We start from the raw sequence: 26,430 nt of genomic DNA on the forward strand, positions 1-26,430 counted from the left end.
CAAAGGCCTACAGGTCTCCGACGATGAGTTTCAAGCGCTCAATATCAAACCCGGTAAGTTTCATGGCGATTGGAACTATACGCTTCTTCCTCGCTCTTAATCGGTAACTTAATTCTTGCCCATGCCTTACCCTTTGAATTTTGCTAATTTTCGCCAAAATGAAGCCTTTTTGATGCTCAAGAGGAAACGTCATTATCTTGCCTGTAAGTTTTATCAAGAGGGCACGATCTTTTTTGTCATAGACAAACCACTTCTGCCGATATAGTTTATAGAGATCATGACAAGAAGGAGGTGATTCGCACATGACATGGACAACTCCCGATTTCCTCGAAGTGCGCATGGATGCAGAAGTCAGCTCATATATTTTCGTGGACTAATCAGCGATCACTTTGGTATTGTTAAAGGCGAGCTTTTTTCCGCATAAGGGGAAGCTCGCCTTTCCGTACCTGCCTCATGTCTCTCCTAACTAATTACGTAGCGATTGTTGCACGACCGTGAGGAACGTAACGTGCGGGTAAGAGTGCTTGGATCAGCAGCAGGTGGTGGCTTCCCGCAGTGGAACTGTAATTGCGTCAATTGTCACGGGTTTCGCTCAGGCACGCTACGTGCTCAAGCACGGACACAATCTTCGCTGGCTCTGAGTGCGGACGGACAGCGTTGGTATCTGCTTAATGCCAGTCCTGATATTCGTCAACAAATCAATTCTTCTCCTTGCTTGTCGCCCCAGGCCGTCCCACGCGACACGCCGATTCAAGCGGTTCTACTCACTAATGGTGAGATCGACCATATAACTGGCCTTCTCTCTTTGCGCGAGTCGCAACCCCTTTGCGTGTACTCGACGGCCCAGGTGCAGCAGTGGGTGCTAGAGACCAATGCGGTGTTTCGCGGCTTGTTTCGCGCGCCAACCTTGAGCCAATGGAAGATTGTGAAGCCAGACACCCGCCAGGAGCTGGTTGGCATAGATGGTAAGAGTAGCGGCCTCTCGTTTGAAGCAGTGCGTGCCCCAGGAAAGCCGCCTGCGTATCTCACCGGCTTGGTGCCTGAGTCGGATGAAGCGACCATCGCATATAAAGTGACCAATGATGCGACTGGCCGTACGCTGGTCTATCTTCCGGCGGTAAAAAGTATTGACGCGGTGGTCCGCTCCATGTTGGACAATTGTCAGGGCTTCTTTTTCGATGGCACCTGTTGGTCTGACGATGAGTTGGTTCGCTTGGGCCTCTCGCAGAAGACCTCTCTTTCAATGGGCCATGTTCCCATCAGCGGACCAACAGGCAGCTTAGCGCAGTTGGCGTCGTTGCAAGGGGTGCGAAAAATTTATACGCATATGAACAACACCAACCCGCTGCTCATTGAAGATGCGCCCGAGCGGCGGATTGTCGCCGAGGCTGGCTGGGATGTGGCATTTGATGGTATGGAATTCGAGGTTTGAAGAAGTCTGGAGATGGTGAAGACTGAGACGCGTATATGAGTACAACTGAAACCCGACCACTGTGGACACCGAAGGAGTTTGAACAGCAACTACGTGCGGTAGGTGAGGAAGGGTATCATGATAAGCACCCTTTCCATGTATTGATGCACGAGGGCAAGCTCACCAAGCGCCAATTGCAAGCGTGGATTGAGAATCGCTTTTACTATCAGGTCATGATTCCCAAGAAAGATTCGGCGATCATGGCTAAGATGACCACGCCAGTCGAACGACGGGCATGGATTCAGCGGATTATCGACCACGATGGTACACCTGGCCAGGAAGCGGGCGGTATTCACAAGTGGCTGGTGTTGGGTGAGGCAGCCGGACTGCGCCGCGAAGACATGGAAAGCCTTCGCTACGTGCTTCCTGCGGTGCGATTCGCTGTCGATGCCTATTTGACCTTAGTACAGACCCATTCGTTGGTTGAAGCGGTGGGGTCGTCTCTCACTGAACTTTTCGCGCCAACGCTGATGTCGCGCCGACTGCCCGCCTTTGAAGTGCACTATCCGTGGGTGGAGCAGCGCGGACTGGAGTATTTTCGTTCGCGCCTTATTCAGGCGCCGCGCGATGTTGAGTTTGGTCTTGATTACGTGGTAAAGAACTGCACAACCCGAGACTTGCAAGAGCGTGTCGTGCGTGTCTTAACTATCAAGTGCCATATATTGTGGAGCCTGCTTGACGCCGTGCATTTCGCCTATGTCACTCCAGGATTGCCACCGCCGTTGTGGGGAAAGTGAGCGATTGATCGATGGCTGAACTACCGGCTGATTTCCGTCCGCGACTGGCTTCGAAAGCGCGCTTGCGTTGGGACGCGGTTGAGAAGAAGCACATGCTCGTGTTTCCTGAAGCGGCGTTGGTATTAAATGATAGTGCGGCTGCTATCCTCAAACTGTGCGACGGCGAGCGCGTGGTGTCGCAAGTTATCGATGCTCTGGTTGAGCAATTTACTGGGGCGGATCGTAACGTGATTGCGCAAGAAGTGAACGTCCTGCTTGAACGCTTGCAAACCCGCGGTTTGCTGGAGTCGTAGATTATATGGCTGCTCCTCGCCCGTATACGCTCGTTGCCGAGCTGACTTACCGCTGCCCATTACGCTGTCCGTATTGTTCGAATCCCATCGATCTGCAGCTCAAAAAAGGTGAACTGACCACCGAGCAGTGGTGCCAAGTGTTTTCTGATGCTGCTGAGTTAGGTGTTATTCAGCTGCATCTCTCTGGCGGTGAGCCCACGGTTCGCAAAGACCTGCCGGAGTTGATACGTCACGCGCGCAAATGTGATCTGTACACCAACCTCATTACGGGTGGGACGTTAGTGAGTGAGGACGACTTGCGGGAGTTTCGAGACTGCGGTCTTGATCACGTGCAGTTAAGCATCCAAGATACCGATCGCGAAACAGCGGAGCTGATTGCTGGCGTCCGTTCGTATGACAAGAAGTTAGAAGTCGCGCGACAAATTACCAAGCTTGGCTTGCCACTAACGCTGAATGTTGTGGTGCATCGCTATAACATTGGCCATGTGCCAGAGCTTATTGCTCTCGGCGCGGAACTTGGTGCTCAGCGACTAGAGCTTGCCAATAGTCAATACGTGTCGTGGGCATTGCAAAATAGGAACACCCTGTTGCCAACCCAAGCGCAACGTGATGAGGCCGCGGCCATAGCCCGGGAGGCACGCGAACGCTATCGCGGCAAAATGGAAATTGTCTTCGTGCAGGTTGACTATCTGACGAAGGAACCTAAACCCTGTATGGGAGGGTGGGCACGGACGTACATGCTCATCACACCAACCGGCGAAGTATTGCCGTGTCACGCTGCCCACACCATTCCCAATCTCCACTTTGATAATGTGCAGCAGCAATCGTTGAAGACGATATGGCCTGAGTCGCCAGCACTGAATGCGTTTCGTGGCGATGCGTGGATGGAAGAGCCGTGCCGTAGTTGCCCGAATAAAGCGAAGGATTTTGGCGGTTGCCGCTGTCAGGCGTTTCTATTGACCGGTGACCCTGCCGCTACCGATCCTGTTTGTCATCTGTCTCCTCGCCATGATGTCATTGTTGAGGCTATAGCTACGGCAGAACACGTGGACAATGCTCCGCTTGTGTATCGGGATCAAAAAAACAGCGAACGATTATTGAGTCGCTTATGAGCAAACCAGTGGAATCGAGTACGGCAAACGCGAAAGCGACAGACAACCCGACAGGTGCTCCAAGTGGGCGTGGTCGGCAAAAGGGGAAGAAGGGCGTGGATTCCTCGATTTGGGTAATGGGTGGCTTGACCCTGTTGATGGTCATCTTGGCGTATCTGAAAAGTCCTGACTTGCCAATGCGTGGGTTACAGACCTCAATGTCGCTCTTACAGGATGTGTGGTTACCACTGCTGCTAGGATTTCTGCTGGCAGGTTTCTTTGATGTGTTAGTGCCGCGTGAGTTCCTGGTTAAATGGATGGGCGAACAGTCTGGTATCAAAGGGATCTTGATTGGGTGGCTGATCGGTCTTGCTATGCCCGGTGGTCCTTATGTCGTGTTTCCCATTGCCGCCTCTCTGTTCAACCAAGGTGTCGGCGTTGGTCCATTAGTGACTTTCATTACGGCTAAGTCTCTTTTGTCCCCGACCCGCCTATTTTCTTGGGAGGCGCCATTCCTTGGTTGGCCCTTTGCAGCAGCACGGGCGATCCCGAGTTTGCTCCTTCCGCCGTTGGTGGGGATTATCGGCCAACGGCTATTCTCGTATTTCAATCGGTAGTCAGTGGTGTTTGGTATTTGTTGTGTGGTACGTCTATAGGTTCCTTCTTCCTAAGGGAGATCGTTAGTCCCAGCAGCCAGGGCCAGCAACCCGCTCCCAACTTGTAGTGATACGAGTTTTTGCAGAGGGAGTATCTGCAGGGCCCCTTCGGCTTCGATCTGCGCCATGCGCTCCTCGATATGTGTACGCATCGCCACAGCCCGCTCTCTCTCGCCGATGTCGCTTGCCAATCGATACAGTTCTCCCAAATACAGTAGACAATGAAAGCTGCGGCACACGCGTGCATCGAAGGCTTGTGCTCCTGTCGCTTCCTGCTGATAGGCGGGATTGGCCAACGCATTACGCTGCGCGATCAGTCGCTTTGGTGTACGGCGCAGATATTCAGCCACTGAACGAAACAAGCGGTTCTGTGGTAGCCGTTCTCGTAGTGCACTGAAATGCGTTTCAAGAATCCGCACCGTTGCTTCGGTACGTTGCAGTCCGTCTTCCATAGCTTTACGCCGAGACGTACCGGACAGGCTTTGGTCTTCAAGGGCGGGATCGGTGAAATATGGCAGTTCACAAATGAACGATAGCGCATGAGGCACTAACGTCTTGAGATAATCATCAGTGCTGGTTCCGGTTGAGAAAAACGGCGCAGGATCTTCACCAAGATTCTTCGCCATGAAATCGTAGCCTTCGCGTGCACCAAACAGCGGGTAGATCGCGCGATCCCAAGCTTCAATATACGGCACCTCCGGTTCTCCCCCATGCAGTGGTAACCGATGATCCGCTACCAGTTGATGAAGCTGGGGGAACAACGCTGGGAGATGTTGCGAGAGGTAGAAGTACACGCCACAGAAACTGGCATTGTGTAGACTAGAGAGAAAGTCTGGACGGCATTGTTGCATCAACTGCATCACTACCTGTGTTTCAGCAGGAGGCGTGGTGAAGTGCAGCGTCTTATAATGGATCGGAAAGCCCCACTCGACCTGCTCATCTTGTGGTGGACGATAATAATTCAGGGCATACTTGATCGGTGAGAATGTCCCTTTGAACCAACCTTCATTCAGCGCGAGTCCATCTGGATCAGATGCCTTGACGATCAGGAAGGTACAATCGAATTGTTCTCGCAGCTCCGACTGTTCGCACAAAAGACGGCTCAAGAACTCAAGCGTCAGAACGCCGATCGGTTCATTCGGATGCGGAGCTCCAAGAAACAATACGGTACGCTTGCCGTGACCGATGGTGAGTAGTTCGATGGGTCGTCCATCGGTAGACGAGCCAATCACTTGTAGTTTGGCGAGTTCAGGAAATTCATCGACTAGGCGCAACGAGCTGTGATGTAATTCCTCCAGCGTGGGAAAGTCTCGGTAGTCCGGGATACCGGTCAAGATGTCACTCAGTGTCATAATGCTTTACAATTGTATAGGATGGGCATGGCCCACCTCACACGGGTGCTCTGGTAGTGTGGCTTAGACCTGTTGTGTCAAATACCTTGCAATCTTCGCCGCATCTCGCTCTTTTCCCGCGACTGCAATGCGAAGCTTTTCCAGATGTTGCTGCACAGTTTTTTCTGCCTGTTTCACCGGGTGTGAAGCAAAGAAGTTGATGACCTCTGCTTCTCGCTGAGGCGTGACCAACGAGAGAATGCCTTCACACATCCGGCCGATCGAGTTGTCTGGATATTGGCGACCCATCTCGTCCCAATGGTCTTTCATATACTGCCATGCACGTTCGCGGAGTTCCGTGTTGAGGAGCAGGGCGCGCATCAGATAAGGGGCATTCTGCGTACGGACTTCACCATTGATGGTGAGCTGTAACGTTCGCTCGAATAATTCGGGCGAACGAAATGTGGCAAGAGCAAACAAATAGCGTGTCTCATCTTGCGGTGTTTTTGCTTGCTTGTATTGCGAGGTGAATTCCTCGTACTCAGCGAGGTCACCGCAAGCCGCAACAATCGAGACCAGTGCAGGAACGACGTTGCGATCTATTGATGTTGGATTCTGTTTATATTGTGCATAGCGGGTGCGCGCTTCGGCTTGAATCGTTGTGTCTGCGCCGAGAGTGCCGAGCGCAGTCAGCAAGTCACCACGTAACTGGCCGATCAGGTCGCTTTCTCCTGCTTGTGGATTCCAACCCAGTTTCTGCACTATCGGTGTGAGGAGGTGGCGTAGAAACTTCTGTAACGCTGGTCGCTGCGGCGCATCGAGCAGGTAATCGAGATATTGGGCTGATGCCAGTATCACGTTCCAGACATTTGGATCAGTCTCCTCACGGAACAGCGAGAGGAGATCAAGGTACGTCGTCATGGGTGTCAGACCAGCCTGCGCCGCTGCCCAGGTGTCGTTGATGAGATTGAAGCGTTCGACGGCAGTAAGGATTTTGTCCAGGTTGTTTGTCAGGCACTTCTGCAGATCTCGTGAGTACTGCACGCGATAAAAGCCGTGGCCCCCGGAGTTCACTACGACCCACTCCGGTTGTGATGAGAGAGTAAGGCGTATGTCTGTACTGGTCAACAATGCTTTCTGTTCATGAATACCTTGTGCCGTCTTTGCGCGGAGGAAAATCGGCACGTGCCAGAGTTGCGGTTGGCTGTTTCCATCTGACGAATAGCGGAATCTCTGCTGGGAAATGACAACGTCGTTCCCTTGCACCTCCACTTTCAGCATCGGATACCCGGGCTGAAAGATCCACGAATCCATCAGCGCACGTGCTGGTTGTCGCGAGGCTTCCTCTATGGCATCCCACAGGTCGGTGGTCTCAGTATTCGCATATTCATGCTTTTTCAAATAGAGGCTGATCCCAGCACGAAACGCTTCTGCACCGAGATACTGCTCTAACATGCGCAAGACCGCCGCACCTTTTTGGTACGTCAGCACATCGAACATGCCTTGTGCTTCTTCAGGTCGATGCACCGGGAATTCAATCGGACGCGTACTCTGCAAGCCATCGACTTGCATGGCGCTCGCGCGTGAGACCGCGAAGCTCGTCCACTGCTGCCATTCCGGCTTGATGTGATCGACTGCCAACGCCGCCATGAATGTGGCGAACGCTTCGTTCAACCACAATCCATTCCACCAACGCATGGTGACGAGATCACCGAACCACATATGTGCATTCTCGTGCGAGACGATATTGGCGACTCGTTCGAGATCGCGCCGCGCAGCGTTGTGTGGATCAACTAGCAACGCAGTCTCACGATAAGTGACAGCGCCGAGGTTTTCCATCGCACCGAACGCGAAATCTGGGATAGCGATGAGGTCAAGCTTGTCGCCAGGGTAGGGGTACTGGTAGTAGTCACTGAAGAATCGTAACGACGCTGCGCCGATTTCTTGGCCGAAGGGTGCTAAGTGCCGTTTCCCAGGAACCGCCCACACTCGCACTGGTGTCTTGCCCACATGAACCGGCTCGGTGCCCTCAAACTCGCCGACAATGAAAGCAACCAGATAGGTCGACATCTTAATACTGTCGGCGAAGACGACCTCTTTCTTCCCAGTACCAGGAAGAGGAGATTCACGGACAACAGCGGTGTTGGAAATGGCTGTCAAATGCTCAGGAATGATAAAGGTCGTCTGGAATACGGCTTTCCATGCTGGTTCATCCCAACAGGGAAATGCCCGTCGTGCATCGGTAGCTTCAAACTGCGTGGAAGCGAGCACCTTATCGTTGCCTTGGGTATCCTTGTACGTGCTGCGATAAAACCCATGTAACTTGTCGTTGAGGATTCCGGAAAACGTAAGCTGTAGCTCATATGAACCGCGTGCAAGCTGATCAGGGAGCTTCAACAGCGCACGTTGATTGATCTCATCCAGGGTGGCGGTTCCAACGACTTTCTTCCCACTCTTTGAGACAATCGAGACAGCATGAATTTGCAGCTCTGCGGCGTTGAGACAAATCTCCGCCGTTGGCTCTAACACCTCAATTGTTACGATTTCCTCGCCGGCAAAAGTGAAGGCGGTCAAATCTGGAGTAAGGCGGATCTGATAACGATCCGGGCGAACATTGGTTGGTAATTTATACGCCTGCTCATCAACAGCCGACGCTCCATGTGTTTGGGTATCTGCCATAACATGTTCCTCGCTTTGCTCTTACTCATGCCGCTGTAGCCTGTGCATTTCTTGTTACTTAGGGAAACATGCGATCCTTTACGCTGAAACTGATTAAAGAATCAAGAGCGCGCCTTTTCTTGCTTTGGAACCGAGGTAAATTGGTGTGTTTGTATACAGGATTTCACAAGGAGAAAATTCTCCTAACCCTTATTCAAAGAGAGATGTACTCTTAGAAATAAAGATAATTGCAGTTGTTAAATTATAACTTTTGGTATATTTGAAGAGGAGGAGTGGGGTCTTTCAGGTGGTGCGGAAGGGGGAAACAAGGGTGGTAGATGAAAAACACCAGTCAGATGCTGACGCTAAGGCGAGTCAAGCGAGCAGCGAACAACAGCCCGTTGCACAAGAGCGCACCTTGGAGTCTCAGTCGCAACTCGACCCCGAGGTATTAGAAAAGGCTCTGACAGAACTCGATCGCACGAAAAATTTGCTACAGCATGAAGCCGCTGCGCGTCAGCAAGCGGAACGTGAACTGCGGAAAGCCAAAGATATCACCGAAGCAACGATTCGTGCCCGAGAAGAGTTTCTGGCAACGATGAGCCATGAACTGCGTACTCCTCTTAGCGTCGTGTTGGGCTATACCGACCTCTTAGAGGGAGGAGAGTTTGGCGATTTGACCGACCAGCAAACTGAGGTTCTCAAACGAGTGAGAAAAAATGCTGGTGATTTGTTGGGCCTTATTGATGCGCTCCTCGATGCCAGTCATCTCCAGGTGGGCCGTTCTGCCCTTTCTCTGACAGAGATCCGTTTGGGTGAACTCCTCGAAGAGGTATGGAAAGAGACAGAGGAGTTACGGGCCGTCTCACCGCTAGACTTTGTGTTCGAGGTACAAGATCCGGAGATGGGGTTCTCTACGGACGTCGACAAAATAAAGATTGTGTTACGGAATTTGCTCAGCAATGCGCGGAAATTTACCGACCGAGGACAGGTCACTCTCCGAGGACAGCGAAAAGACCTTGGTGTCGAGATCTGTGTCGTTGATACGGGAATTGGAATGGAAAAGGAAGAAGTGCCCTTTGCCTTTCAGCCATTTCGTAAAGTAGGGACTACCGAGACACAACGTCGAGGGGGAGCAGGGCTTGGGCTCTATATCGTCAAGAATTTCTTAGATTTGCTGAAGGGGACGATTACGGTAGAGAGTGAAGTGGGCCGTGGTTCGACGTTTCGGATTTGGCTTCCGCTGACACCGAGATAGTCATCGATCGCTAAACCTTGCGAACTTGACTCCTCGCAGCTCCCCATTCATGGTAAGGTGCGGAGAGTTCGACATGAATATCCAAATTTTCGGTTTGCAAAAATGCGCCGATACCCGCAAAGCGCAACGGTTCTTCAAAGAGCGAGGCGTTCGCTTTCAGTTTGTCGATCTGAAAGAAAAAGGACTCTCAAAAGGTGAGTTACAGTCGGTGGCTGGACGAGTGCCGCTCGATCAGCTCATCGATCGGTCGAGCGCTCGTTTCGTTGAGAAAGGGCTTGCCCACGCTTCATTCAATGCCGCGAAGATTGAGACACTCCTGCTTGATGATCCCTTACTGTTCCGTACGCCGATTGTCCGTAACGGCCGAGAGGCAACCGTGGGGTACTGCCCAGAGACTTGGAAGGATTGGCAAGATCGGGAATGAAGCGGAGAAATGGCGAAGGTAAAAACGGCATGGGCGAAAGAGCGAGTGGGCGGACCGGCGCCCACTCGCCCATGCTACTGATCGCCCATGCTACTGATCGCCCATGCTACTGATCGCCCATGCTACTGATCGCCCATGCTACTGATCGCCCATGCTACTGATCGCCCATGCTACTGATCGCCCATGCTACTGATCGCCCATGCGCCCGTTCGCTTTGTCGCCCGGTCAGGAGAGAGGCTAAGCGAGGGGGGCAGGGGCATGTGGTACTTCCTTCCACTGATCCGGGTCGTGACCGTAGAGGATCGTTGCCCCTTTTTTATCGCGTAGGTCTCGCAGCGTTGCCAGTGACTTGTACATCTCCTGTTCGTCATAGGCGACGGACGGTAACAAGTTCTCATCCATATTGGTCTTGGTGTAACAGGCATCTCCGGTGACGACGAAGTCTCTATCGCCGGTAATGCGAATGCGTAGTGACTGATGGCCTGGTGTGTGGCCGTGGGTTGGAATAATCACCAACGTTCCATCACCAAAGATGTCGAGTTCACCATCAACGGCTTGATAGTTCAATTTGTGATCCCAGTCTTTGCGATCAAAGAGGACTTTCTTACGTAACTGCGGGTCGCGTGCGGCGTCGAGTTCATTTTTTTGTACAAGGATGGTTGACTGCGGAAAGAATTCATTGCCGCCACAGTGGTCGAAATGAAAATGCGAATTGATGACATAGGTGATGTCATTGGGCGTGAGTTTGAACTGCGCGAGTTGCGCCACGATTTCTTCACCCGGCTTGGTGCGTGACACGAAACTCTTCGCCATCGCCTCACCCAATCGCGCAACCGGATCTTGCATGACCTGGCAATGAACGCCGGTGTCGAACACGACATTGCCTTTTGGATGGGTGATCAAATAACTTGGCACTGGGATTGTCAGCATCGTGCCACGCGGGCGATTGGGGAAAAACAGTTTGCTATCGAATTCAAGCCAACCGACTGGCATGGAATAGACTTGCATCATAACGAGCCCCTCCTTGGGTCTCTTTATTGCCCCATTCGGCCTGTCAGGTCTAGGGCGCGCGTTCGCTTCCCTTGATCGAACTGACAAAACTCAGTAGTTTGCCGCCAGCGATAGAGGAATATGGACATTCTATGAAGGAGGAAATTGCTATGGTTCGCCGTGGGCGCGAGATACGTGTATGCACCCTCGCCAGCTTGTTTGTCTTGCTTTCAGGGGCTGCACAAGCTGCGGAAGAAAAAACCTACGACCTCAAACCCGTCACGCAAGAACGCTTGTTGAAGGGCACTGAAGATCCATCTGCCTGGTTGATGTATGGCGGTGACTATAACAGTTGGCGCTATAGTGCATTGAAAGACATTAACAAACAGAATGTGAAGAAACTTGCGGTCGCCTGGATCTTCCAAACTGGGATTCCTGGACAATTAGAAGCCTCGCCGGTTATTGCCGACGGCATTCTGTATCTGACCACGTCCTATAATCATCTCTTTGCGCTTGATGCCGTGACCGGTGAAGCGATCTGGAAATATGATCACCCTTTGCCGGATGATATCCGGATTTGCTGCGGGCCAACCAATCGTGGTGTCGCTATTGCTGACGATAAAGTCTTTATGGCGACGCTCGATGCGCGGTTAGTGGCCCTTGATCGCAAGACTGGCAAAGTGGCGTGGAATGTAGAGATCGATAAATATGCCAACGGTTTTAGTTCGACCGTCGCTCCACTGATCGTGAAGGATAAAGTGGTTGTTGGTATCGCTGGCGGTGAGTATGGCGTTCGTGGATATCTCGACGCCTATGATGTCACAACCGGCGAACGTAAATGGCGAACCTATACCACTCCAGGTGAGGGGGAGAAAGGCGTTGAAACCTGGGAAGGTGACTCGTGGAAATTTGGTGGTGGCCCCACCTGGATCACTGGTTCGTACGATCCTGAACAAGATGTGTTGTTCTGGGCAGCGGGGAACACCTCACCAGACTGGAACGGTGACGCACGTAAGGGCGATAATCTGTACACCGATTCTGTTCTGGCGATGAACCCTGATACTGGCGAAGTGAAATGGCATTTCCAGTTCACGCCGCATGATGTCTGGGACTACGATGGCAACACCGATCTGTTTCTCGTCAATGTGATGCGGAACGGTCGAAACGTCAAAGCCCTGGCGCAGCCCAACCGTAACGGCTTTCTGTATGTGTTGGATCGGACGTCAGGAAAATTTCTCCACGGTGGTCAGTATGTCGATCAACTCAACTGGGCGAAGGGACTCGATGAGAATGGTCGTCCGATCGTTGATCCCAAATATATTCCTCAAGAAGAAGGAAAAGAGTGGATCTGTCCGGGTGCTCCAGGTGGGAAAAATAGTTCATATACCGCGGCGTATAGTCCAACGACGAAGCTGATGTATGTCCCGGTCATTGAGAGCTGCATGCAGATGAAAAAAGCAGCGGCAACGTTCATTCAAGGAATTCCGTTCTGGGGTGGAGGTTGGAATGGCAGCCAGGGCGATGACGGGACAGCCTACGGCCATTTCTCTGCAATTGATACGACAACCGGCGCAATTAAATGGCGGCATAAAGAAAAGTATCCGTTGCTCGGCGGAACGCTGGCCACAGGTGGTGGCCTGGTGTTTACCGGTAACCAAGAAGGACATGTCAAAGCATTTGACGATACCACTGGTAAACTGTTGTGGCAGTTCCAGACTGGCGCGTCAGTGCGTGGACAACCAGCAACCTACAAGATTGGTGGTCGTCAATATATTGCGATGCCCTCTGGCGGTGGTGGCATTGTCGCAACCGTGGCTGGCGAGCCTCCGCTGGCCAGTAAAGGGAGTGCGGTGATTGTGTTTGCGCTGCCGCAGTAAAGCTCTCAGCATTCAGCTATCAGCCTCAAACAAGGAAAAAACGATTTGTCGTCTTTGTCTGGCTGATAGCTGACGGCTAATAGCTAACGGCTTTTGCCTTACCTTGACCCATTTCCGAAAAGACAGTACCTTTCGACCGCGTTCAGCCAGGATGTGGCTGAACACAAGGAGGATCGTGTCCATGCAGCAGTCCTGGTTACGGCGATTCGCCGGAAGTATTGTCGCACTTGTTGTGCTTTTCCCATTGGCCGTGCACGCGCAGAGCGGGAAGAAAGAGTGGGACTTGAAACCCGTAACGACGGCCCGTTTGCTCAATGGTACTGACGACCCGTCATCCTGGTTGATGTACGGCGGGAACTATCAGAATTGGCGTTTCAGCCCACTCAAGGACATCAACACCAAGAATGTCAAAAACTTGCAGGTCGCCTGGATTTTTCAAACTGGAATCCCTGGACAACTGGAAACCGCACCGATCGTCGCCGATGGGATTATGTATGTCGTCGCTGCCTACAATCATGTGTATGCGTTAGATGCAGCGACCGGTGAGCCGATTTGGAAATACGATCACCCGCTTCCAGACGATTTACGAATCTGCTGCGGACCAACCAACCGCGGCGTTGCGTTGTCGGGTGACAAAGTGTTTGTTGCGACCCTGGATGCGCGCATGGTCGCGTTAGATCGTAAAACCGGCAAGGTCATCTGGAACGTGGAGATGGATGACTACAGAGTTGGCTATAGCTCGACTGCCGCTCCGCTTGTGATCAGGAAGAATGTCATCATCGGTATTGCTGGTGGTGAGTATGGGGTTCGCAGTTGGATTGATGCCTATGATGTCGAAACCGGGAAACGCACCTGGAGACGCTACACGATCCCATCCGAAGGGGAGAAGGGTGTAGAAACATGGGCCGGTGATTCATGGAAGACTGGCGGCGGACCGGCCTGGGTGACTGGCTCGTACGATCAAAAGGCTGACATTCTCTACTGGGCAACTGGAAACCCGTCACCGGACTGGAATGGTGATACACGCAAAGGTGATAATCTCTACACCAACTCCGTGTTAGCCTTAAACCCTGATACTGGTGAGATGAAATGGTACTTCCAGTTTACGCCGCATGATGAATGGGATTACGATGGTAACACCGGCATGTTTCTCGTCGATGTGAATCGCAGTGGCGCGATGGTGCCAGCGCTTGCTCAACCGAACCGGAACGGCTTTGTCTATGTGTTAGACCGGAACAATGGGAAGTATCTCCACGGCTCACAATATGTTGAACAACTGAATTGGGCCAAAGGCCTTGATGAGAAAGGCCGCCCGATCGTCGATCCGAAGTATTTGCCGGTGGAAGGTGGCAATAAAGAATATATCTGCCCAGGTAACGTGGGTGGGCAAAACGGGTCATATACCGCCGCGTATAGTCCGCAGACAAAGCTGATGTATGTCCCAGTTATTGAAAGCTGCGGGAAGATGGAGAAGGCGGTGTCTACCTTTATCCAAGGCATTCCATTCTGGGGCGGAGGCCCGGGGGCAACCCAAGCCGATGATCAATCGTCCTATGGTCACCTGTCCGCGATTGATCCTACCACTGGCGCGATCAAGTGGCGCTATAAAGATGACTATCCGTTAGTGGGTGGGACATTGGCGACGGCTGGGGGACTGGTGTTTACCGGTAATCAAATGGGCTATGCGATGGCCTTTAACGATGCGACCGGCGAAGTCCTGTGGAAGTCACAAACTGGCTCTACGGTCCGTGGACAACCAACGGCGTATAAAATCGGGGGGCGCCAATACGTCGCCGTACCGAGTGGCGGTGGTGGGTTGGCAGTGACTATCGTGGGTGAGAATCCCCTAGGAACCAAAGGCAGTGCGATCATTGTGTACGCATTGCCGAGATAGTCTACCACTGTGAATTTTGAGCAGATGAACGTGACGGTTCTGGGCTTGGCATACCTGCGTAGCCTGTCCCCAGTCTGTACTGGGGAGCAGGCATCCAGTCCTGTGAATTGCCAACTGAACGCAAACTGTTTGGCTTCCCAGACTTCGACTGGGCTCAGGACAGGCTTTCTCGGGAATCACGCACCTCACATTTTTTTAGGATATTCATTGCGACGGTTTCTCACTCTTCTGATCCCTCTTTATTGGCTTTTCTCTGCGTTTTTCTTTCCTCCCGCTGTCAGTGCTGCGGATGCGCAAACCGAACTTCGCGTCTGCCTGCTTGAAGACAACCTGCCTTTATCGTCAATGAAAGAGAATAACGGCTTTGACTTCGATACTGCGAAGGCAGTTGCAGGGCTGCTTAACCGCTCGTTTGTCCCAGTGTGGGCAAAGAACTATACCCAGATCCAAGAAATCGAAGAGAGTGATTTTCCGACACGTAAACTTGGGAGAAACGAGTGCGATGCGATCTTCAGTATGCCAGGTGCGGACGCAATTAAAGATGCGCCGAAGGCAGAACTCGGAGCGCCGTACTACGGCGCTGCGTTTGAGTTGATTGGCGCTGAGGGTGCAACGCAGAAGAATTTGCATTCTCTGGGCGATGCTCCGGTTGCAATCCAGGCGCAAACAGTTGCCAACTTCGTCCTGAGTGCCCGTAAGGCGAAGATACGGACATTCTTTTCGGTGCCAGCAGCGTTGGAAGGAATCAACAAAGGCGAAGCGCAACTTGCATTGTTGTGGGGACCGCTGGCCGGCTGGCACTTGCGTAATCATCCAGAAGCGAAGTTAGCGTTTGTGACTGGCTATGAGCCACCTGCGGCTGTCTGTTGGAATGAGCATGTGGCAACACGAAAAACCGATACAGAACTCCGTACCCAGATTGATACGGCATTGGCAAAGCTCACGGCTGATGGAACGCTAAAGACATTCATGGAACGGTATGGCATTCCCTATCACACGCCGTTTGCAGCCACCTACAGCTATGCCGAGATACTGAAACTAAAATAACCCACCTGTGTTTACAGCAGGCAGGAGATACGCACACGATGCAGAGACCTTTCTTCCTGGTTGGTGTCACCCTGTTCACCCTCTTCACTTTTAGTCATATTTCTCACGCGCAGACCCCTCCAACAAAGAATCCGTTTGCTGGAGATGAAAAGGCCATCAAAGAAGGCAAAGGAGTTTTTGAGGGAGTGTGTGCAGGCTATTGCCATGCCACTGAAGCAGCCTCTCGCCCTGGCAGTCGTTGCCCAAGCTTATTTGATTGTGAATGGAAACATGGTGGGGACGATGCCGCTGTTTTCAAAACCCTGCAGGACGGAGTGCCAAAGACTGAGATGATTGGTTTTAAGGGGCGCTTACCAGACGACATGCTATGGAAAATTCTGGCGTATGTCCGTTCGGTGTCGAAATGTCAAGACAGCGGCGCAGCGGCCACACCAGCGCATTAACACACGTAGTCAGTAGAGGAACAAAACGATGAATAGCGAATTACAACAGAGGAATCTTATCCATTCAGCATTCATCGTTCAGCATTCATCGTTCTCTCCCATGCGAGCTACTGGCTACTGGCTACTGGCTACTGGCTTTCTGCTTTTTGCGCTTTCCTCATCCGCGTTCGCCGCGCCGTTCGTCTACGTGACCAACGAGAAATCTGATGATGTGACGGTGATAGATGCTGCGACTGATCAAGTGGTGACATCTATCAAAGTCGGCCAGCGTCCGCGCGGCGTCGTTGTGTCTCCTGACAACAAACGGGTCTACGTTTCCAATGGGAACTCGAATGATGTCTCTGTGATCGACACCAAGGCCAACAAAGTCGTGGGGAAAATAAAAGCTGGTGTTGATCCTGAAGGCATCGATATCACTGCGGACGGCAAGCGACTCTATGTTGTCAATGAGAATGGTGGCGAATTACTGGTCATCGACGCGAAAAGCAAAAAGATTCGCAAGAGAATTGCGACCGGTATTGAGCCTGAGACCGTCATCCTTTCCCCCGATGGGAAACGTGCGTATGTGCCGAATGAGACATCATACGACGTGAATGTCGTTGATACTACCACCAATACGATATTGACTTCGATTAAGGTAGGGGAAAATCCGCGCGGTGTGGCTGTCTCACCAGATAATAAGCGCCTCTATGTCAGCAGTGAGCGGTCTGCTTCAGTCCATGTGGTTGACACTGAAACTAACACTGAGGTTGCCAAGATTCCGATGGGTGAACGTCCGGTGGGTATTGCCATTCTCCCTGATGGCCAGAAAATGTACGTTGCGCACGGACGCTCGAAAGAAGTAAAAGTGGTCGACCTGACTACCAATACTGTCACCAAATCGATTCCCTTAGAAGGCGAACGGGCGTGGTGGGTAGCACTTACCCCCGATGCTAAGAAGCTTTATGTCACTGTGGGACGTGCTAACACTGTTGCCGTCATCAACACCGAGACCGACACGGTTCTGACAACTATCTCCGTCGGTACTTTGCCGTGGGGAGTGGCAGTATCGCGATAACCGGCAGATATAGGCCGGGATGAGCGAAGCATTTCCGGCCTACCCAAAGAGCTGATCGGTCAAAATGAGCCTTGCTGGTTCCCGGTACGGTGGCTACTGCAATTCAGGACCACAATCCAACTCGCTGCCGGACTTCTTTCACTGTTTGTTGCGCAACCGCACGGGCTTTCTGCGCTCCCTGGCGAAGGATGTCTTCCACTTCTTTGGGATTCGCTTGCAATCGTTCACGCCGCTCGCGAATAGACTGTAAATGGGTGATCAGATTGTCAGCGAGAGCCTTCTTACAATCAAAGCAGCCAATTCCCGCCGTTGTACAGCCTGAGCGCACCCACTGAAGACGTTCCTCATCAGAAAAAAATGTGTGCAGCGTGTTGATATTGCACACATCGGGATTGCCTGGGTCTTTGCGACGCACGCGTGCGGGATCCGTGGCTGCTGTGGCGAGTTTCTGTCGAATACCGTCATCACCTTCACCGAGAGCAATGGTATTGCCAATCGACTTCGACATTTTGGCTTGACCGTCGAGACCAAGAATCTTTGGTGTCGTCGATAGCAGCGCTTTGGGTTCAGCGAAATATTCTCCCCAGCGCCCGTTAAAGCGCCGCACGATCTCACGGGCGAGTTCCAGGTGCTGTAACTGATCTGCTCCGACGGGAACGACAGTTGCCTTGTACAAAATGATATCCGCAGTCTGCAGTACCGGATAATCGAACAACCCCGCGTTGATGTTATCGACTTGTTTCTCTGATTTGTCTTTGAACTGCGTCATCCGCCCGAGGTCACCAAAAGGGGTGACAGTGTTGAGAATCCAGCATAACTCAGTGTGTTCTGGCACGCTGGATTGGACGAAGAGAACGGTTCGTTCGGGATCAATGCCACACGCAAGGAGGTCGGTTGCCATTTCCAACGTGCGCTGGGTCAAGGTTTCAGGTTCGTAGTTTTGCGTGATCGCGTGATAATCGACGATGCAAATGAAGCAGCGATATTGTTCTTGCAGAGTGACCCAGTTACGCACTGCGCCAAGATAGTTGCCCAGATGAAGTTCGCCGGACGGTTGAATGCCACTAAATACGGTTTCCATAGCCTCTTTCTTATCCTTCGCGTCCGACTTGAGCAAGTTTTCAGCTTACTCCGCCAGAACTCTTCCCGTGGAAACTTTCTGTCGCCAGCGTTCTTGGCAAATTTGTATTGCTGCTTCGACAGGGGTGCAGTGATTGTCTCGACTGCGCGTGAGGACCAGTGTCGTGTTTGCCGTGATTCGTTCACTCACGGAGCGAAAGGCTGCAGCGACATCGAGGCCTTGGAGATCTGCTAGTGCAGCGAGGACACCGCCACCGTTGGCGACAAAGTCTGGTACGACTCCGACGCCGCGAGCCGATAATTGGTTCGCGATGGCGTTAGTGAAGGGAATATTCGCTCCAGGAGCGATCAGTCTTGCCTGGACTTTCTCGACATTCTTGGCAGTGATCACATCAGGGCGAGCACCGGGGATAAGAATATCAACTGGGAGGGAGAACAGGCGGTTACATGAAAGCAACTTTCCGTGCGGGTAATGACATACTGCGTTGTCACCGTGCGTACGACGAAGTAAGAAAAGCTGCTCGATGTCTAAGCCCGCAGGATCATAGCGAGTACCAGCGATAGTCGAGACTGCGACTACTCGGGCTCCTGCGCGTGCGCAGAACCGTGCTGCACCGCCGCCAACTTTGCCGAACCCTTCGATAGCGACAGTCGCGCCCTGCATTGAGATACCGAAGAACCCTGCCGCGGCGCGAGCCGATTCAACAACACCGAAGCCGGTGAGTTGATCTTCGAGTGGGAGTCCATCAATGACTTGCTTGAGCAAACTTCCTGAACGCGGACGTGCCCCCTCTTGGTGCAACGATTGGAAGTCTTCCTCCGTCGTGCCCATATCAGTGCCAGCGAGATACATGCGCTGTTCAATAAACTGGTGTATCGCTGCGAGAAACGCATTCCACACTGCTTGGCGATCTTGTGTAGTGGAGTCGTACCACACGCCAGCCTTTGCACCACCGCACTGCACTTCGAGCATCAGATACTTGTAGGTCATGGCTCGGGCGAGTCGTACCATCTCCATGAGTGATAAATCTGGCAGCATACGGATGCCACCAGCGCTGACGCCGAAGGCCGTAGTATCGATTACCAACACAGCGCGCATTTGCGAGATCGGATCATAAAAGGAGAAGATGCGCTCTGGGCCACTGGCATCTTGATAAGAGCGGAATGGATCGGTGGATACCGCACGTGAGCGAACATTCGTCATGGGCCATACTCCTTACGAGAGGGGATTATTCAGGATGATTGAGGGCACTGTCAAACGTGGGGACATGTGGTAGGTTCGGCCAGGTTTCGTCGTTGGTGGAAGTCATAGGATAGGAGCTTGTGTTATGGCTGAGACAATAACAGCGGTTGTTGCTGAAGAAGTGGATGGAAAAACGCGTGCGACATTGAAAGAGATCGCAGTGAGCGACCTTCCTGCAGGAGATGTCACTGTCCGAGTTGCGTACTCAACGCTTAATTATAAAGATGGGTTGGCGGTGACTGGGACCGCGAAGATTGCCCGACGCTTGCCGATGGTGTGCGGCATTGATTTGGCGGGTACGGTCGAGGAGTCGAGTTCGGCAGAGTATAAACCTGGGGATCAAGTGCTGATTACTGGTTGGGGACTAAGCGAGTCGCATTGGGGCGGATTTGCGCAAAAACAACGCGTGAAGTCGGAATGGCTAGTGCCAGTACCAAAAGAATTCTCACTGAAACAAGCGATGGCGATTGGTACAGCGGGATTTACCTCGATCCTGAGTGTGATGGCGCTCGAACACGCGGGAGTGAAACCGGGGGAACACGAAGTGATTGTCACTGGCGCTGCTGGTGGGGTTGGCAGTGTTGCGGTAGCGATTCTCGCCAAGCTCGGCTACAAAGTTGCCGCCTCGACTGGTCGCGCGGAACTGGGCGATTATCTCAAGTCCCTAGGAGCGACAACAATTGTCGAACGTGCTGCACTAGAGAAACCGTCTGGTCGTCCACTTGACGCTGAGCGTTGGGCCGGTGGAATCGATTCAGTTGGTGGTGAGACGCTTACGTCAGTCTTACGCGGTACACGCTATGGCGGTGCGGTGGCAGCATGTGGGCTGGCTGGCGGTGCAACTCTTCCTACGTCTGTGTATCCGTTCATTCTGCGTGGGGTGAACTTGTTAGGGATCGATTCGGTGATGTGTCCCAAGCCGCAACGGCTAGATGGGTGGCGACGCTTAGCTCGTGATCTACCGATCGCTAAACTTGATGCGATGACGACCGTCGAGCCGATGTCAAAAGTGCCGGAACTTGGCCAAGCGATTCTCAAAGGGCAGGTACGTGGACGAGTCGTGATTGATGTGAACGCGTAGGAACAGGCTTTAGTACCGTGTCTCGCAAGTTCATTAACGGTGAAATCGTAGGGCACGTACCACGCGCCAGTCAGTTGGCGCGCTGCGCACGCCCTACAACTGCTCACGAAGTGATGAGACACGGTACTAGGCTTGAGGCTCTAGGCTTGAGGGAAGGAGTAAGACTCAGACCTTTGAGCTGTTTCCGTCTTCTCTACAGCCTGAAGCCTAGAGCCTCAAGCCTGTGCTTATCCAACCGCTCTGTTGATCGGAATCACTTTCTGTGCCCGAGGGGGACGAACGCCCATGTCTTCGAGCAATGGCAGGACTTTATCGATAAAATCGGCCATTTCCTCCTCAACGTGACGAAAAGTGAGACCCACAGCGTCGAGGCCCGCTTGTTGGAGTTGGGCTAATTTGCGGGCGACCTGCTCTGGCGTGCCGATCAATTTGGCGCTGCCGACACCAAGAACAACTGCAGCGAGCATCTGCTCTGGGGTACTACCTTGCCCGATGATGGAGGCGGCAGTGCCGATCGTTTGGCCAGTCAGCCCTTCGATCAACTCTTGTGCCGCAGCAAAGTCTCCTTGTGAAAGAATCTCGTCAGCCTCTTTCTCGGCTTGTGCTTCGGTCTCACGACACAAAACAAAGAGATAGGTGATAAACCGGACAGTGCGGCCATGTTTTGCGGCACGCGCGCGGACATCAGCAATTTCTGCGGCAACTTGTTGGGGCGTTACCGCACCGGTGAAATACCAGTCGCAGTAACGCGCAGTGAAATCTTTTCCGGCTGGAGAACTCCCTGCGTTATACAACGGTGGGAGATGGGCCGGTTTCGGATTGCTGATCCCCTGCTCGATCGTAAAATACTTGCCGCGGTGATTAAACCAGTCGGTTGTCCAGAATTTCTCCAACACTTCGACAAACTCCGCGGTTTGTTGGTAGCGTTCGTCGTGCGCGAGAAAGGGGATGTTCATCATCTCAAAGTCTTTGTGCGACCAACCACTAACGAGGTTTAAGCCCCACCGACCATTCGAGACTTGGTCGAGGGTTGAGCCCATCCGCGCGAGAACGCCGGGGTGGAGAAACGCGGTGTGGACCGTGGAAATAATTTTTATCTGTTTTGTGACCATAGCCAGTGCGGCGGCACTGGTGAGTGAGTCAAGCGAGGTTCCCCAAAAATCCGAAGGACCAAACCCTCGTCCGCGTTGCGCCATGAAGAAGACTTCAAGGCCCGCACGATCCAGCATTTCTGCTACACGACGGTTGTAGTCGAAGGTCGGTTCTGTACGCTGCTCGGCTTCGGAGACTAGCATGAAAGAGGACTTGCCTTGAGGCGGCATACACCCAATGGTTGGCGCAAACACACCAAGCTCAAGATGTCGATCTGCCATAGTTTTTCCTCTCTCTGTTGTGGACGAGGACAGTCTACTAATTGTTACTTCTCAATCAGTGTACGCACACACAGAGTTGTTGTTTTCTCTCAGAAAATTTTTGCCAATGTGACAAAGAACGTTTCTGCTGTCAAAGGTCTACGCTCCTGGCAAATAAAGTATGTATTCTCTCAAGAGTTGGCTTGCGGTGCAAATACATTTCCCGTGTTTTTGCACGCGTTCAGCAAAAAGTGCGGTCTCATTTTTTGCCTAAATTTGAGCCCCGCTCGTCCCACATTTCCGCATTTTCCTATGCTATACTCGCCTCGTTTGTGTTCTTCTTGCTCGTAAGCAGTTTGCAACTCGATAGTAGTCGTAAAGAGTGCGTTTGGTTGCTGGAGACAAGTCGGATAAGTTATTGGCGTAGGGGTTACTGGTGTTTCTCAATGGGGTCTTTGATTTCCTTGGTCAATTTTTCCATGTTGTCAATCATGGCAGTAACGTCTGCCTGAAAAGAGCGCGGCATAAACATCATACTGATACCGGCATCTTCATACTTCCTGACGTTCTCGATGGTGTAGGGGACACGGTTGTTGACATTAATAGAGAGAGGAAAGTCAGCAAAATTCTTCCCGGCCTTGGTGCACAAGTCGCGGAGGATTTTCGCTTTTTCTGTCACTTCCTCTGGGGTTTCCCACACCGCATGCCAGCCATCTCCACACTCCACTGCCCGCTTCAGAGCTGGACGCGAGTTACCGCCAAACCAAATGGGAGGATGCGGCTGCTGGCGGGGCTTGGGGGCGAATTTGATGCCAGTAAAGTCAAAGAACTTTCCGTGAAATTCTGGGTTCTCTTGTGTCCAGCAGGCTTTCATCGCCAACAGCGCTTCACGCGTTTGGGCGTCGCGGTCGCGCAGATTTTGTCGCAATACCTGAAACTCTTCTTCCAACCATCCCACACCGACACCAAAAATAAAGCGACCACCAGACAGGACGTCGAGCGACGAGACAATTTTGGCCGTGACGATTGGGTCACGATACGGAACGATGAGGACACTCGTGCCCAGCTTGATCGTTTTGGTGACTGCTGCGGCATAACTGAGTACCGTCAACGGTTCGAGCAAGGGATTGGTGGGGTCTAAAGGCAATTTGCCGTCAGGAGAATAAGGATAGGCCGACTGCAAGTGCGTTGGAAAAACAATATGGTCACTTACCCACAACGAATCGTATCCCAATTCTTCTGCTCGCCGAGCAACGCGAGCAATACTATCTCCTTCGATCATTTTTCCAGCAGCAACCAAATGTACGCCGAACCGCATAGAGCCTCCTCCTTCCAGAGAGATACACACAAGTCGTTGTCTTCACCAAAAGAGACGAAGAGGTGGGGCACTAATCTCAGTCGGATAGATTGCACCTTAGCGTTCTTCGTCTCCCCACGAGGTACGATGAGGAAGCCAGCGAGGGACAGCACGTTGATAGGCCCGATAGTCGGGGCCAAATCGTCGGATCAACCGCGGCTCCTCAATGTGAACAACATAATAATGACTCATAATCGTCAGCGCGAGAGCATAGGTGCCAACGCTGACGGACGACAGCCACAGTGCTTCGCCAAACACCATAACCAGTACGCCCAGCAGGATGGGGTGTTGAAGATACGCATAGGGACCTGCAACTACCAGCCGTTGCGTTCCTCTGCACATCAGAGGGGTACCACCTCCGCGTCGCATCAAGTAGTATGTGCCCGAGAAACTGATGGTAAGTCCGAGAGCAACCAGCACCACGCCACTGTAGGGCAACAGTGGTTGCAATGCCCCGCGTATGAGAGCCTCCCAGCGGAGCATGTACGCTGGAGCGCACACCAAGAGCAGGGTCACGATGACAATCACAGACAGTGTCGAACGCACGAGCGAGAGCATGATCAATGTCCACGAAAAAGCGGTTTGCGTTTTTCGAGCATGGCGAGAACTCCTTCTTTTGCGTCGGCGCTCTTGCGTGCCTGGCTGACGAGTTCATGGAGGTCACGGGCGTTGATCGTCTCACGTGGCGAGATTGCCCGTAGAATGACGGCTTTCATGCCTGCCAGTGAGAGAGGCGCATTGTCGGCAATCGTTCGTGCGAGGGCATAGGTCGTACTTTCAAGCTCACTGGGAGAGACAAGATGATGAATCATTCCAATTTCATAGGCTCGTTTCGCCTCAACTGGCTGACCGGTGAGCAAGATTTGTTTGGTGAACGCAGGCCCGATGATTTCGACCAATTTCTGCCCGAGTGGGAAAGGAACGATCAAGCCCAAACGAGCCAGGGGCATGCCGAACCGCGCAACCTCAGAGACCACACGCAGATCACAATGCAGGGCCAATTCGCAACCCCCGGCGAGCGCATCGCCCTGGACCATCGCAATGGTTGGATGACGCGACCGTTCAATCTGTTGGAAGATCTGCACAACGCCGGTTTCCGGGTCCGCGTCGGCTTGTTGTCGCGAACTGAGTTCGCGCAAGTCGATACCAGAGCAGAAGGCTTTTCCTTCTCCGCGGATGACGACAACACGAACTTCGGGATTGGTTTCCAACTGTTGAAACATCGTACGAAAGCCTTCAATCAGGGCGGTGTTGAGCGCATTTCGTTTCTCTGGGCGATTCATCGTAATTGTGGCAATGCCATCTTGTACCGAGCACAGAATCTCCGACATGCTGAGCCTCCTTCGTAGACATGTGCGGCTCACCTAAGCTGTTTCTTATGGGGAGGTCAAGGTGAAGAAGCGAGAGTATGATTGGCCGGACGAAACAATAGCTCGGCAAGGGCGTGAGCAGGCGTTACAGGGAACGCTTCATCAACGAGCTTCTGCAGATGCGCTGGACCTGGCCGGTTGCTATCGTGATCTTTTCGATAACGCCATCGATGCGCTGATCGTATGTGATCGAGACGGTACTATATTGCTCATCAATCGACGTGCTGAAGCGCTTTTCGGGTATCCTCGCCAAGAAATGACGGATCGCTCGTGCTCGGAGTTTTTCTCGCCGTCGACGGCCCCCCTTGTCCTTCAACGTGTAGACCACAGCGTTGCAGGTGAAACGGTTCTCAGTTGGGAAGCGGAAGTCGTTCGTAAAGATGGGAGTCGTATCCCTGTCGCCGTGCGTTCTGGGGCACTTCCTATCCGTAGTGATCAGACGCCGCACGTCCAAATGGTTCTCCAGGATATTTCACAGAAGAAAAGCGTCGAACGTCAACGTACCGATTTTCTCGAAATGCTGGCGCACGATATTCGCAGCCCACTGAGTGTCGTGGTTGGGTATGCGGACCTCTTGCTGAGTGAAGCAAAACTCCGTGCGTCTCGGGAAGAGGTCGACATGCTCTTGAGCTTGCGCAGTGGCGCGTTTTCGCTCTCGACATTAGTCATGAACTATCTTGATGTCGCTAAGATTGAAACCCGCCCACTGATTTTTGCCAAAGGAGCGGTTGCGTTACAAGAAGTGATTCGTCGCGTTGGTAGACAATACAGCCGTGAGGCTCAACGCCTCCACATCGACTTAGATTTCTCGCTGACGGATGACCTCCCAGCGGTGATGGGGGATGCATTGGCGCTGGAGCGAGTCGTCACCAATCTGGTGCATAACGCCTTGAAGTTCACTCCAGCGCGAGGGAAGGTTACAGTCAGTACTTTCACACGAGGAGAGGACAAGGTAGGGGTTTCTGTGGTCGATAGCGGACCTGGGATGACGCCTGAGGAGATTGCTGTGGTATTCGAGAAATACCGAACGGCGAAAAAGGATCGCAAGCGGGAAGGATCCGGTTTAGGGTTATTTATCGTCAAGGCGTTGGTCGAAGCGCACGGGGGGCGAGTTGAGGTGGAGAGCATTGTTGGTGAGGGAACCTGTATGTCAATCATTTTCCCAAAACACACCAACTGAGAGAGACGAGGAAAGATGCCTGAGAAAGAGAAAAATTTCTATCTATTCTCCTATTGACCTTCCCAGGCCAGTTGCCTAAATCAGTGCAAAAAATTGTACGCGAAAGGAGAGTCTATGTGGGAAGAGTTTAAGAAGTTCGCCGTTCAGGGGAATGTCCTGGACTTGGCGGTTGGTGTCATTATTGGTGCAGCCTTTGGAAAGATTATCGGATCACTGGTCGATGATGTAATCATGCCGCCCGTAGGGTATGTGCTCGGTGGAGTCGATTTTTCCAATCTGTTTGTGAGTCTTTCTGGAAAACCTTTTGAGTCACTGGCTGCAGCAAAAGCCGCAGGTGCGCCGACGTGGAATATCGGCCTGTTTATCAACACGATCATTAACTTCCTCATTGTGGCTGGTGCAGTGTTCTTGTTCATCGTGAAGCCAGCCAACAAACTAAAGGCTCAGCCACCGCCGCCACCACCAGCGCCACCTGAACCGACGCCGCAGGAAAAACTGTTGGCTGAAATTCGCGACCTGCTGAAAAAGTAAAAGATCGCC

The 26,430-nt window shown here is 52.5% G+C and carries 24 protein-coding genes; 15 read left to right on the plus strand and 9 right to left on the minus strand.

Going from position 1 to position 26,430, the window contains the following annotated elements; translation table 11 throughout:
* Positions 1-508: 508 nt before the first annotated feature.
* Genes pqqB through FJ147_02725 form a run of 5 tightly spaced genes read left to right on the plus strand, consistent with a single transcriptional unit; the run spans position 509 to position 4,209 of the window.
* Positions 509-1,432 carry a pyrroloquinoline quinone biosynthesis protein PqqB gene (pqqB, locus tag FJ147_02705; protein MBM4254787.1) on the plus strand — a complete coding sequence of 308 codons (924 nt, stop codon included), beginning with the start codon at positions 509-511 and terminating at the stop codon, positions 1,430-1,432.
* 35 nt (positions 1,433-1,467) lie between these two features.
* Positions 1,468-2,208, plus strand: coding sequence for a pyrroloquinoline-quinone synthase PqqC (gene pqqC, locus FJ147_02710; protein ID MBM4254788.1), 741 nt, complete (start codon positions 1,468-1,470; stop codon positions 2,206-2,208).
* 11 nt (positions 2,209-2,219) lie between these two features.
* Positions 2,220-2,501 carry a pyrroloquinoline quinone biosynthesis peptide chaperone PqqD gene (pqqD, locus tag FJ147_02715; GenBank protein ID MBM4254789.1) on the plus strand — a complete coding sequence of 94 codons (282 nt, stop codon included), beginning with the start codon at positions 2,220-2,222 and terminating at the stop codon, positions 2,499-2,501.
* A gap of 5 nt (positions 2,502-2,506) precedes the next feature.
* Positions 2,507-3,613, plus strand: coding sequence for a pyrroloquinoline quinone biosynthesis protein PqqE (gene pqqE, locus FJ147_02720; GenBank protein ID MBM4254790.1), 1,107 nt, complete (start codon positions 2,507-2,509; stop codon positions 3,611-3,613).
* Positions 3,610-4,209, plus strand: a complete 600-nt coding sequence (locus FJ147_02725; protein MBM4254791.1) for a hypothetical protein — start codon at positions 3,610-3,612, stop codon at positions 4,207-4,209. The genes pqqE and FJ147_02725 overlap by 4 nt, the downstream gene beginning before the upstream one ends.
* Before the next feature lie 50 nt (positions 4,210-4,259).
* Here the strand turns inward: FJ147_02725 and FJ147_02730 are convergent, their stop codons facing one another.
* Both FJ147_02730 and FJ147_02735 read right to left on the minus strand, forming a co-directional pair.
* Complete coding sequence (locus FJ147_02730; protein MBM4254792.1) at positions 4,260-5,600, minus strand: hypothetical protein; 1,341 nt, start codon at positions 5,598-5,600, stop codon at positions 4,260-4,262.
* Positions 5,601-5,663: 63 nt separating this feature from the next.
* Positions 5,664-8,258, minus strand: coding sequence for a M1 family metallopeptidase (locus FJ147_02735; protein ID MBM4254793.1), 2,595 nt, complete (start codon positions 8,256-8,258; stop codon positions 5,664-5,666).
* Between the two features lie 310 nt (positions 8,259-8,568).
* Between FJ147_02735 and FJ147_02740 the strand changes: the two genes are divergently transcribed.
* Positions 8,569-9,495, plus strand: a complete 927-nt coding sequence (locus FJ147_02740; GenBank protein MBM4254794.1) for a HAMP domain-containing histidine kinase — start codon at positions 8,569-8,571, stop codon at positions 9,493-9,495.
* Between the two features lie 73 nt (positions 9,496-9,568).
* The gene (locus tag FJ147_02745) at positions 9,569-9,919 is read left to right on the plus strand and encodes an ArsC family transcriptional regulator (protein ID MBM4254795.1); all 351 of its coding nucleotides are present in this window, start codon (positions 9,569-9,571) and stop codon (positions 9,917-9,919) included.
* Positions 9,920-10,156: 237 nt separating this feature from the next.
* Here FJ147_02745 and FJ147_02750 read toward each other — a convergent pair whose 3' ends face one another.
* A complete protein-coding gene (locus tag FJ147_02750) occupies positions 10,157-10,930 on the minus strand; it encodes an N-acyl homoserine lactonase family protein (GenBank protein MBM4254796.1) in 774 nt (257 codons plus the stop codon).
* A gap of 131 nt (positions 10,931-11,061) precedes the next feature.
* On the opposite strand from FJ147_02750, the gene FJ147_02755 reads away from it, so the two are divergent.
* The 5 genes from FJ147_02755 (at position 11,062) to FJ147_02775 (ending at position 17,227) form a co-directional block, all read left to right on the plus strand.
* On the plus strand, positions 11,062-12,786 hold the full coding sequence (locus FJ147_02755; GenBank protein ID MBM4254797.1) for a PQQ-dependent dehydrogenase, methanol/ethanol family: 1,725 nt from the start codon (positions 11,062-11,064) through the stop codon (positions 12,784-12,786).
* Positions 12,787-12,937: 151 nt separating this feature from the next.
* Complete coding sequence (locus FJ147_02760) at positions 12,938-14,680, plus strand: PQQ-dependent dehydrogenase, methanol/ethanol family (GenBank protein MBM4254798.1); 1,743 nt, start codon at positions 12,938-12,940, stop codon at positions 14,678-14,680.
* A 24-nt stretch (positions 14,681-14,704) separates the two neighbouring features.
* Complete coding sequence (locus FJ147_02765) at positions 14,705-15,727, plus strand: transporter substrate-binding domain-containing protein (GenBank protein MBM4254799.1); 1,023 nt, start codon at positions 14,705-14,707, stop codon at positions 15,725-15,727.
* A gap of 38 nt (positions 15,728-15,765) precedes the next feature.
* Positions 15,766-16,170 (plus strand): hypothetical protein, encoded by a 405-nt coding sequence (locus FJ147_02770; GenBank protein MBM4254800.1) that lies wholly within the window; start codon positions 15,766-15,768, stop codon positions 16,168-16,170.
* A 100-nt stretch (positions 16,171-16,270) separates the two neighbouring features.
* A complete protein-coding gene (locus FJ147_02775) occupies positions 16,271-17,227 on the plus strand; it encodes a hypothetical protein (GenBank protein MBM4254801.1) in 957 nt (318 codons plus the stop codon).
* 103 nt (positions 17,228-17,330) lie between these two features.
* On the opposite strand, the gene trpS is transcribed toward FJ147_02775, so the two are convergent.
* Positions 17,331-18,308, minus strand: coding sequence for a tryptophan--tRNA ligase (trpS, locus tag FJ147_02780; GenBank protein MBM4254802.1), 978 nt, complete (start codon positions 18,306-18,308; stop codon positions 17,331-17,333).
* Between the two features lie 45 nt (positions 18,309-18,353).
* On the minus strand, positions 18,354-19,511 hold the full coding sequence (locus FJ147_02785) for a Glu/Leu/Phe/Val dehydrogenase (protein MBM4254803.1): 1,158 nt from the start codon (positions 19,509-19,511) through the stop codon (positions 18,354-18,356).
* 124 nt (positions 19,512-19,635) lie between these two features.
* Here FJ147_02785 and FJ147_02790 point away from each other — a divergent pair, with 124 nt between their 5' ends.
* Positions 19,636-20,631 (plus strand): oxidoreductase, encoded by a 996-nt coding sequence (locus FJ147_02790; GenBank protein ID MBM4254804.1) that lies wholly within the window; start codon positions 19,636-19,638, stop codon positions 20,629-20,631.
* Between the two features lie 227 nt (positions 20,632-20,858).
* Here FJ147_02790 and FJ147_02795 read toward each other — a convergent pair whose 3' ends face one another.
* From FJ147_02795 to FJ147_02810, 4 genes are all read right to left on the minus strand, one after another.
* The gene (locus FJ147_02795) at positions 20,859-22,004 is read right to left on the minus strand and encodes an LLM class flavin-dependent oxidoreductase (protein ID MBM4254805.1); all 1,146 of its coding nucleotides are present in this window, start codon (positions 22,002-22,004) and stop codon (positions 20,859-20,861) included.
* Between the two features lie 409 nt (positions 22,005-22,413).
* The gene (locus tag FJ147_02800; protein ID MBM4254806.1) at positions 22,414-23,301 is read right to left on the minus strand and encodes a TIGR03619 family F420-dependent LLM class oxidoreductase; all 888 of its coding nucleotides are present in this window, start codon (positions 23,299-23,301) and stop codon (positions 22,414-22,416) included.
* A gap of 96 nt (positions 23,302-23,397) precedes the next feature.
* A complete protein-coding gene (locus FJ147_02805) occupies positions 23,398-23,898 on the minus strand; it encodes an isoprenylcysteine carboxylmethyltransferase family protein (GenBank protein MBM4254807.1) in 501 nt (166 codons plus the stop codon).
* A 2-nt stretch (positions 23,899-23,900) separates the two neighbouring features.
* Positions 23,901-24,671, minus strand: coding sequence for a hypothetical protein (locus FJ147_02810; GenBank protein MBM4254808.1), 771 nt, complete (start codon positions 24,669-24,671; stop codon positions 23,901-23,903).
* A 61-nt stretch (positions 24,672-24,732) separates the two neighbouring features.
* Here FJ147_02810 and FJ147_02815 point away from each other — a divergent pair, with 61 nt between their 5' ends.
* Together FJ147_02815 and mscL are read left to right on the plus strand one after the other, a co-directional pair.
* Complete coding sequence (locus tag FJ147_02815) at positions 24,733-25,890, plus strand: HAMP domain-containing histidine kinase (protein MBM4254809.1); 1,158 nt, start codon at positions 24,733-24,735, stop codon at positions 25,888-25,890.
* Positions 25,891-26,004: 114 nt separating this feature from the next.
* On the plus strand, positions 26,005-26,421 hold the full coding sequence (gene mscL, locus FJ147_02820) for a large conductance mechanosensitive channel protein MscL (protein MBM4254810.1): 417 nt from the start codon (positions 26,005-26,007) through the stop codon (positions 26,419-26,421).
* Positions 26,422-26,430: the final 9 nt, after the last annotated feature.

It is taken from the genome of Deltaproteobacteria bacterium, from assembly GCA_016874775.1.
Taxonomy (GTDB): domain Bacteria; phylum Desulfobacterota; class Binatia; order Bin18; family Bin18; genus VGTJ01.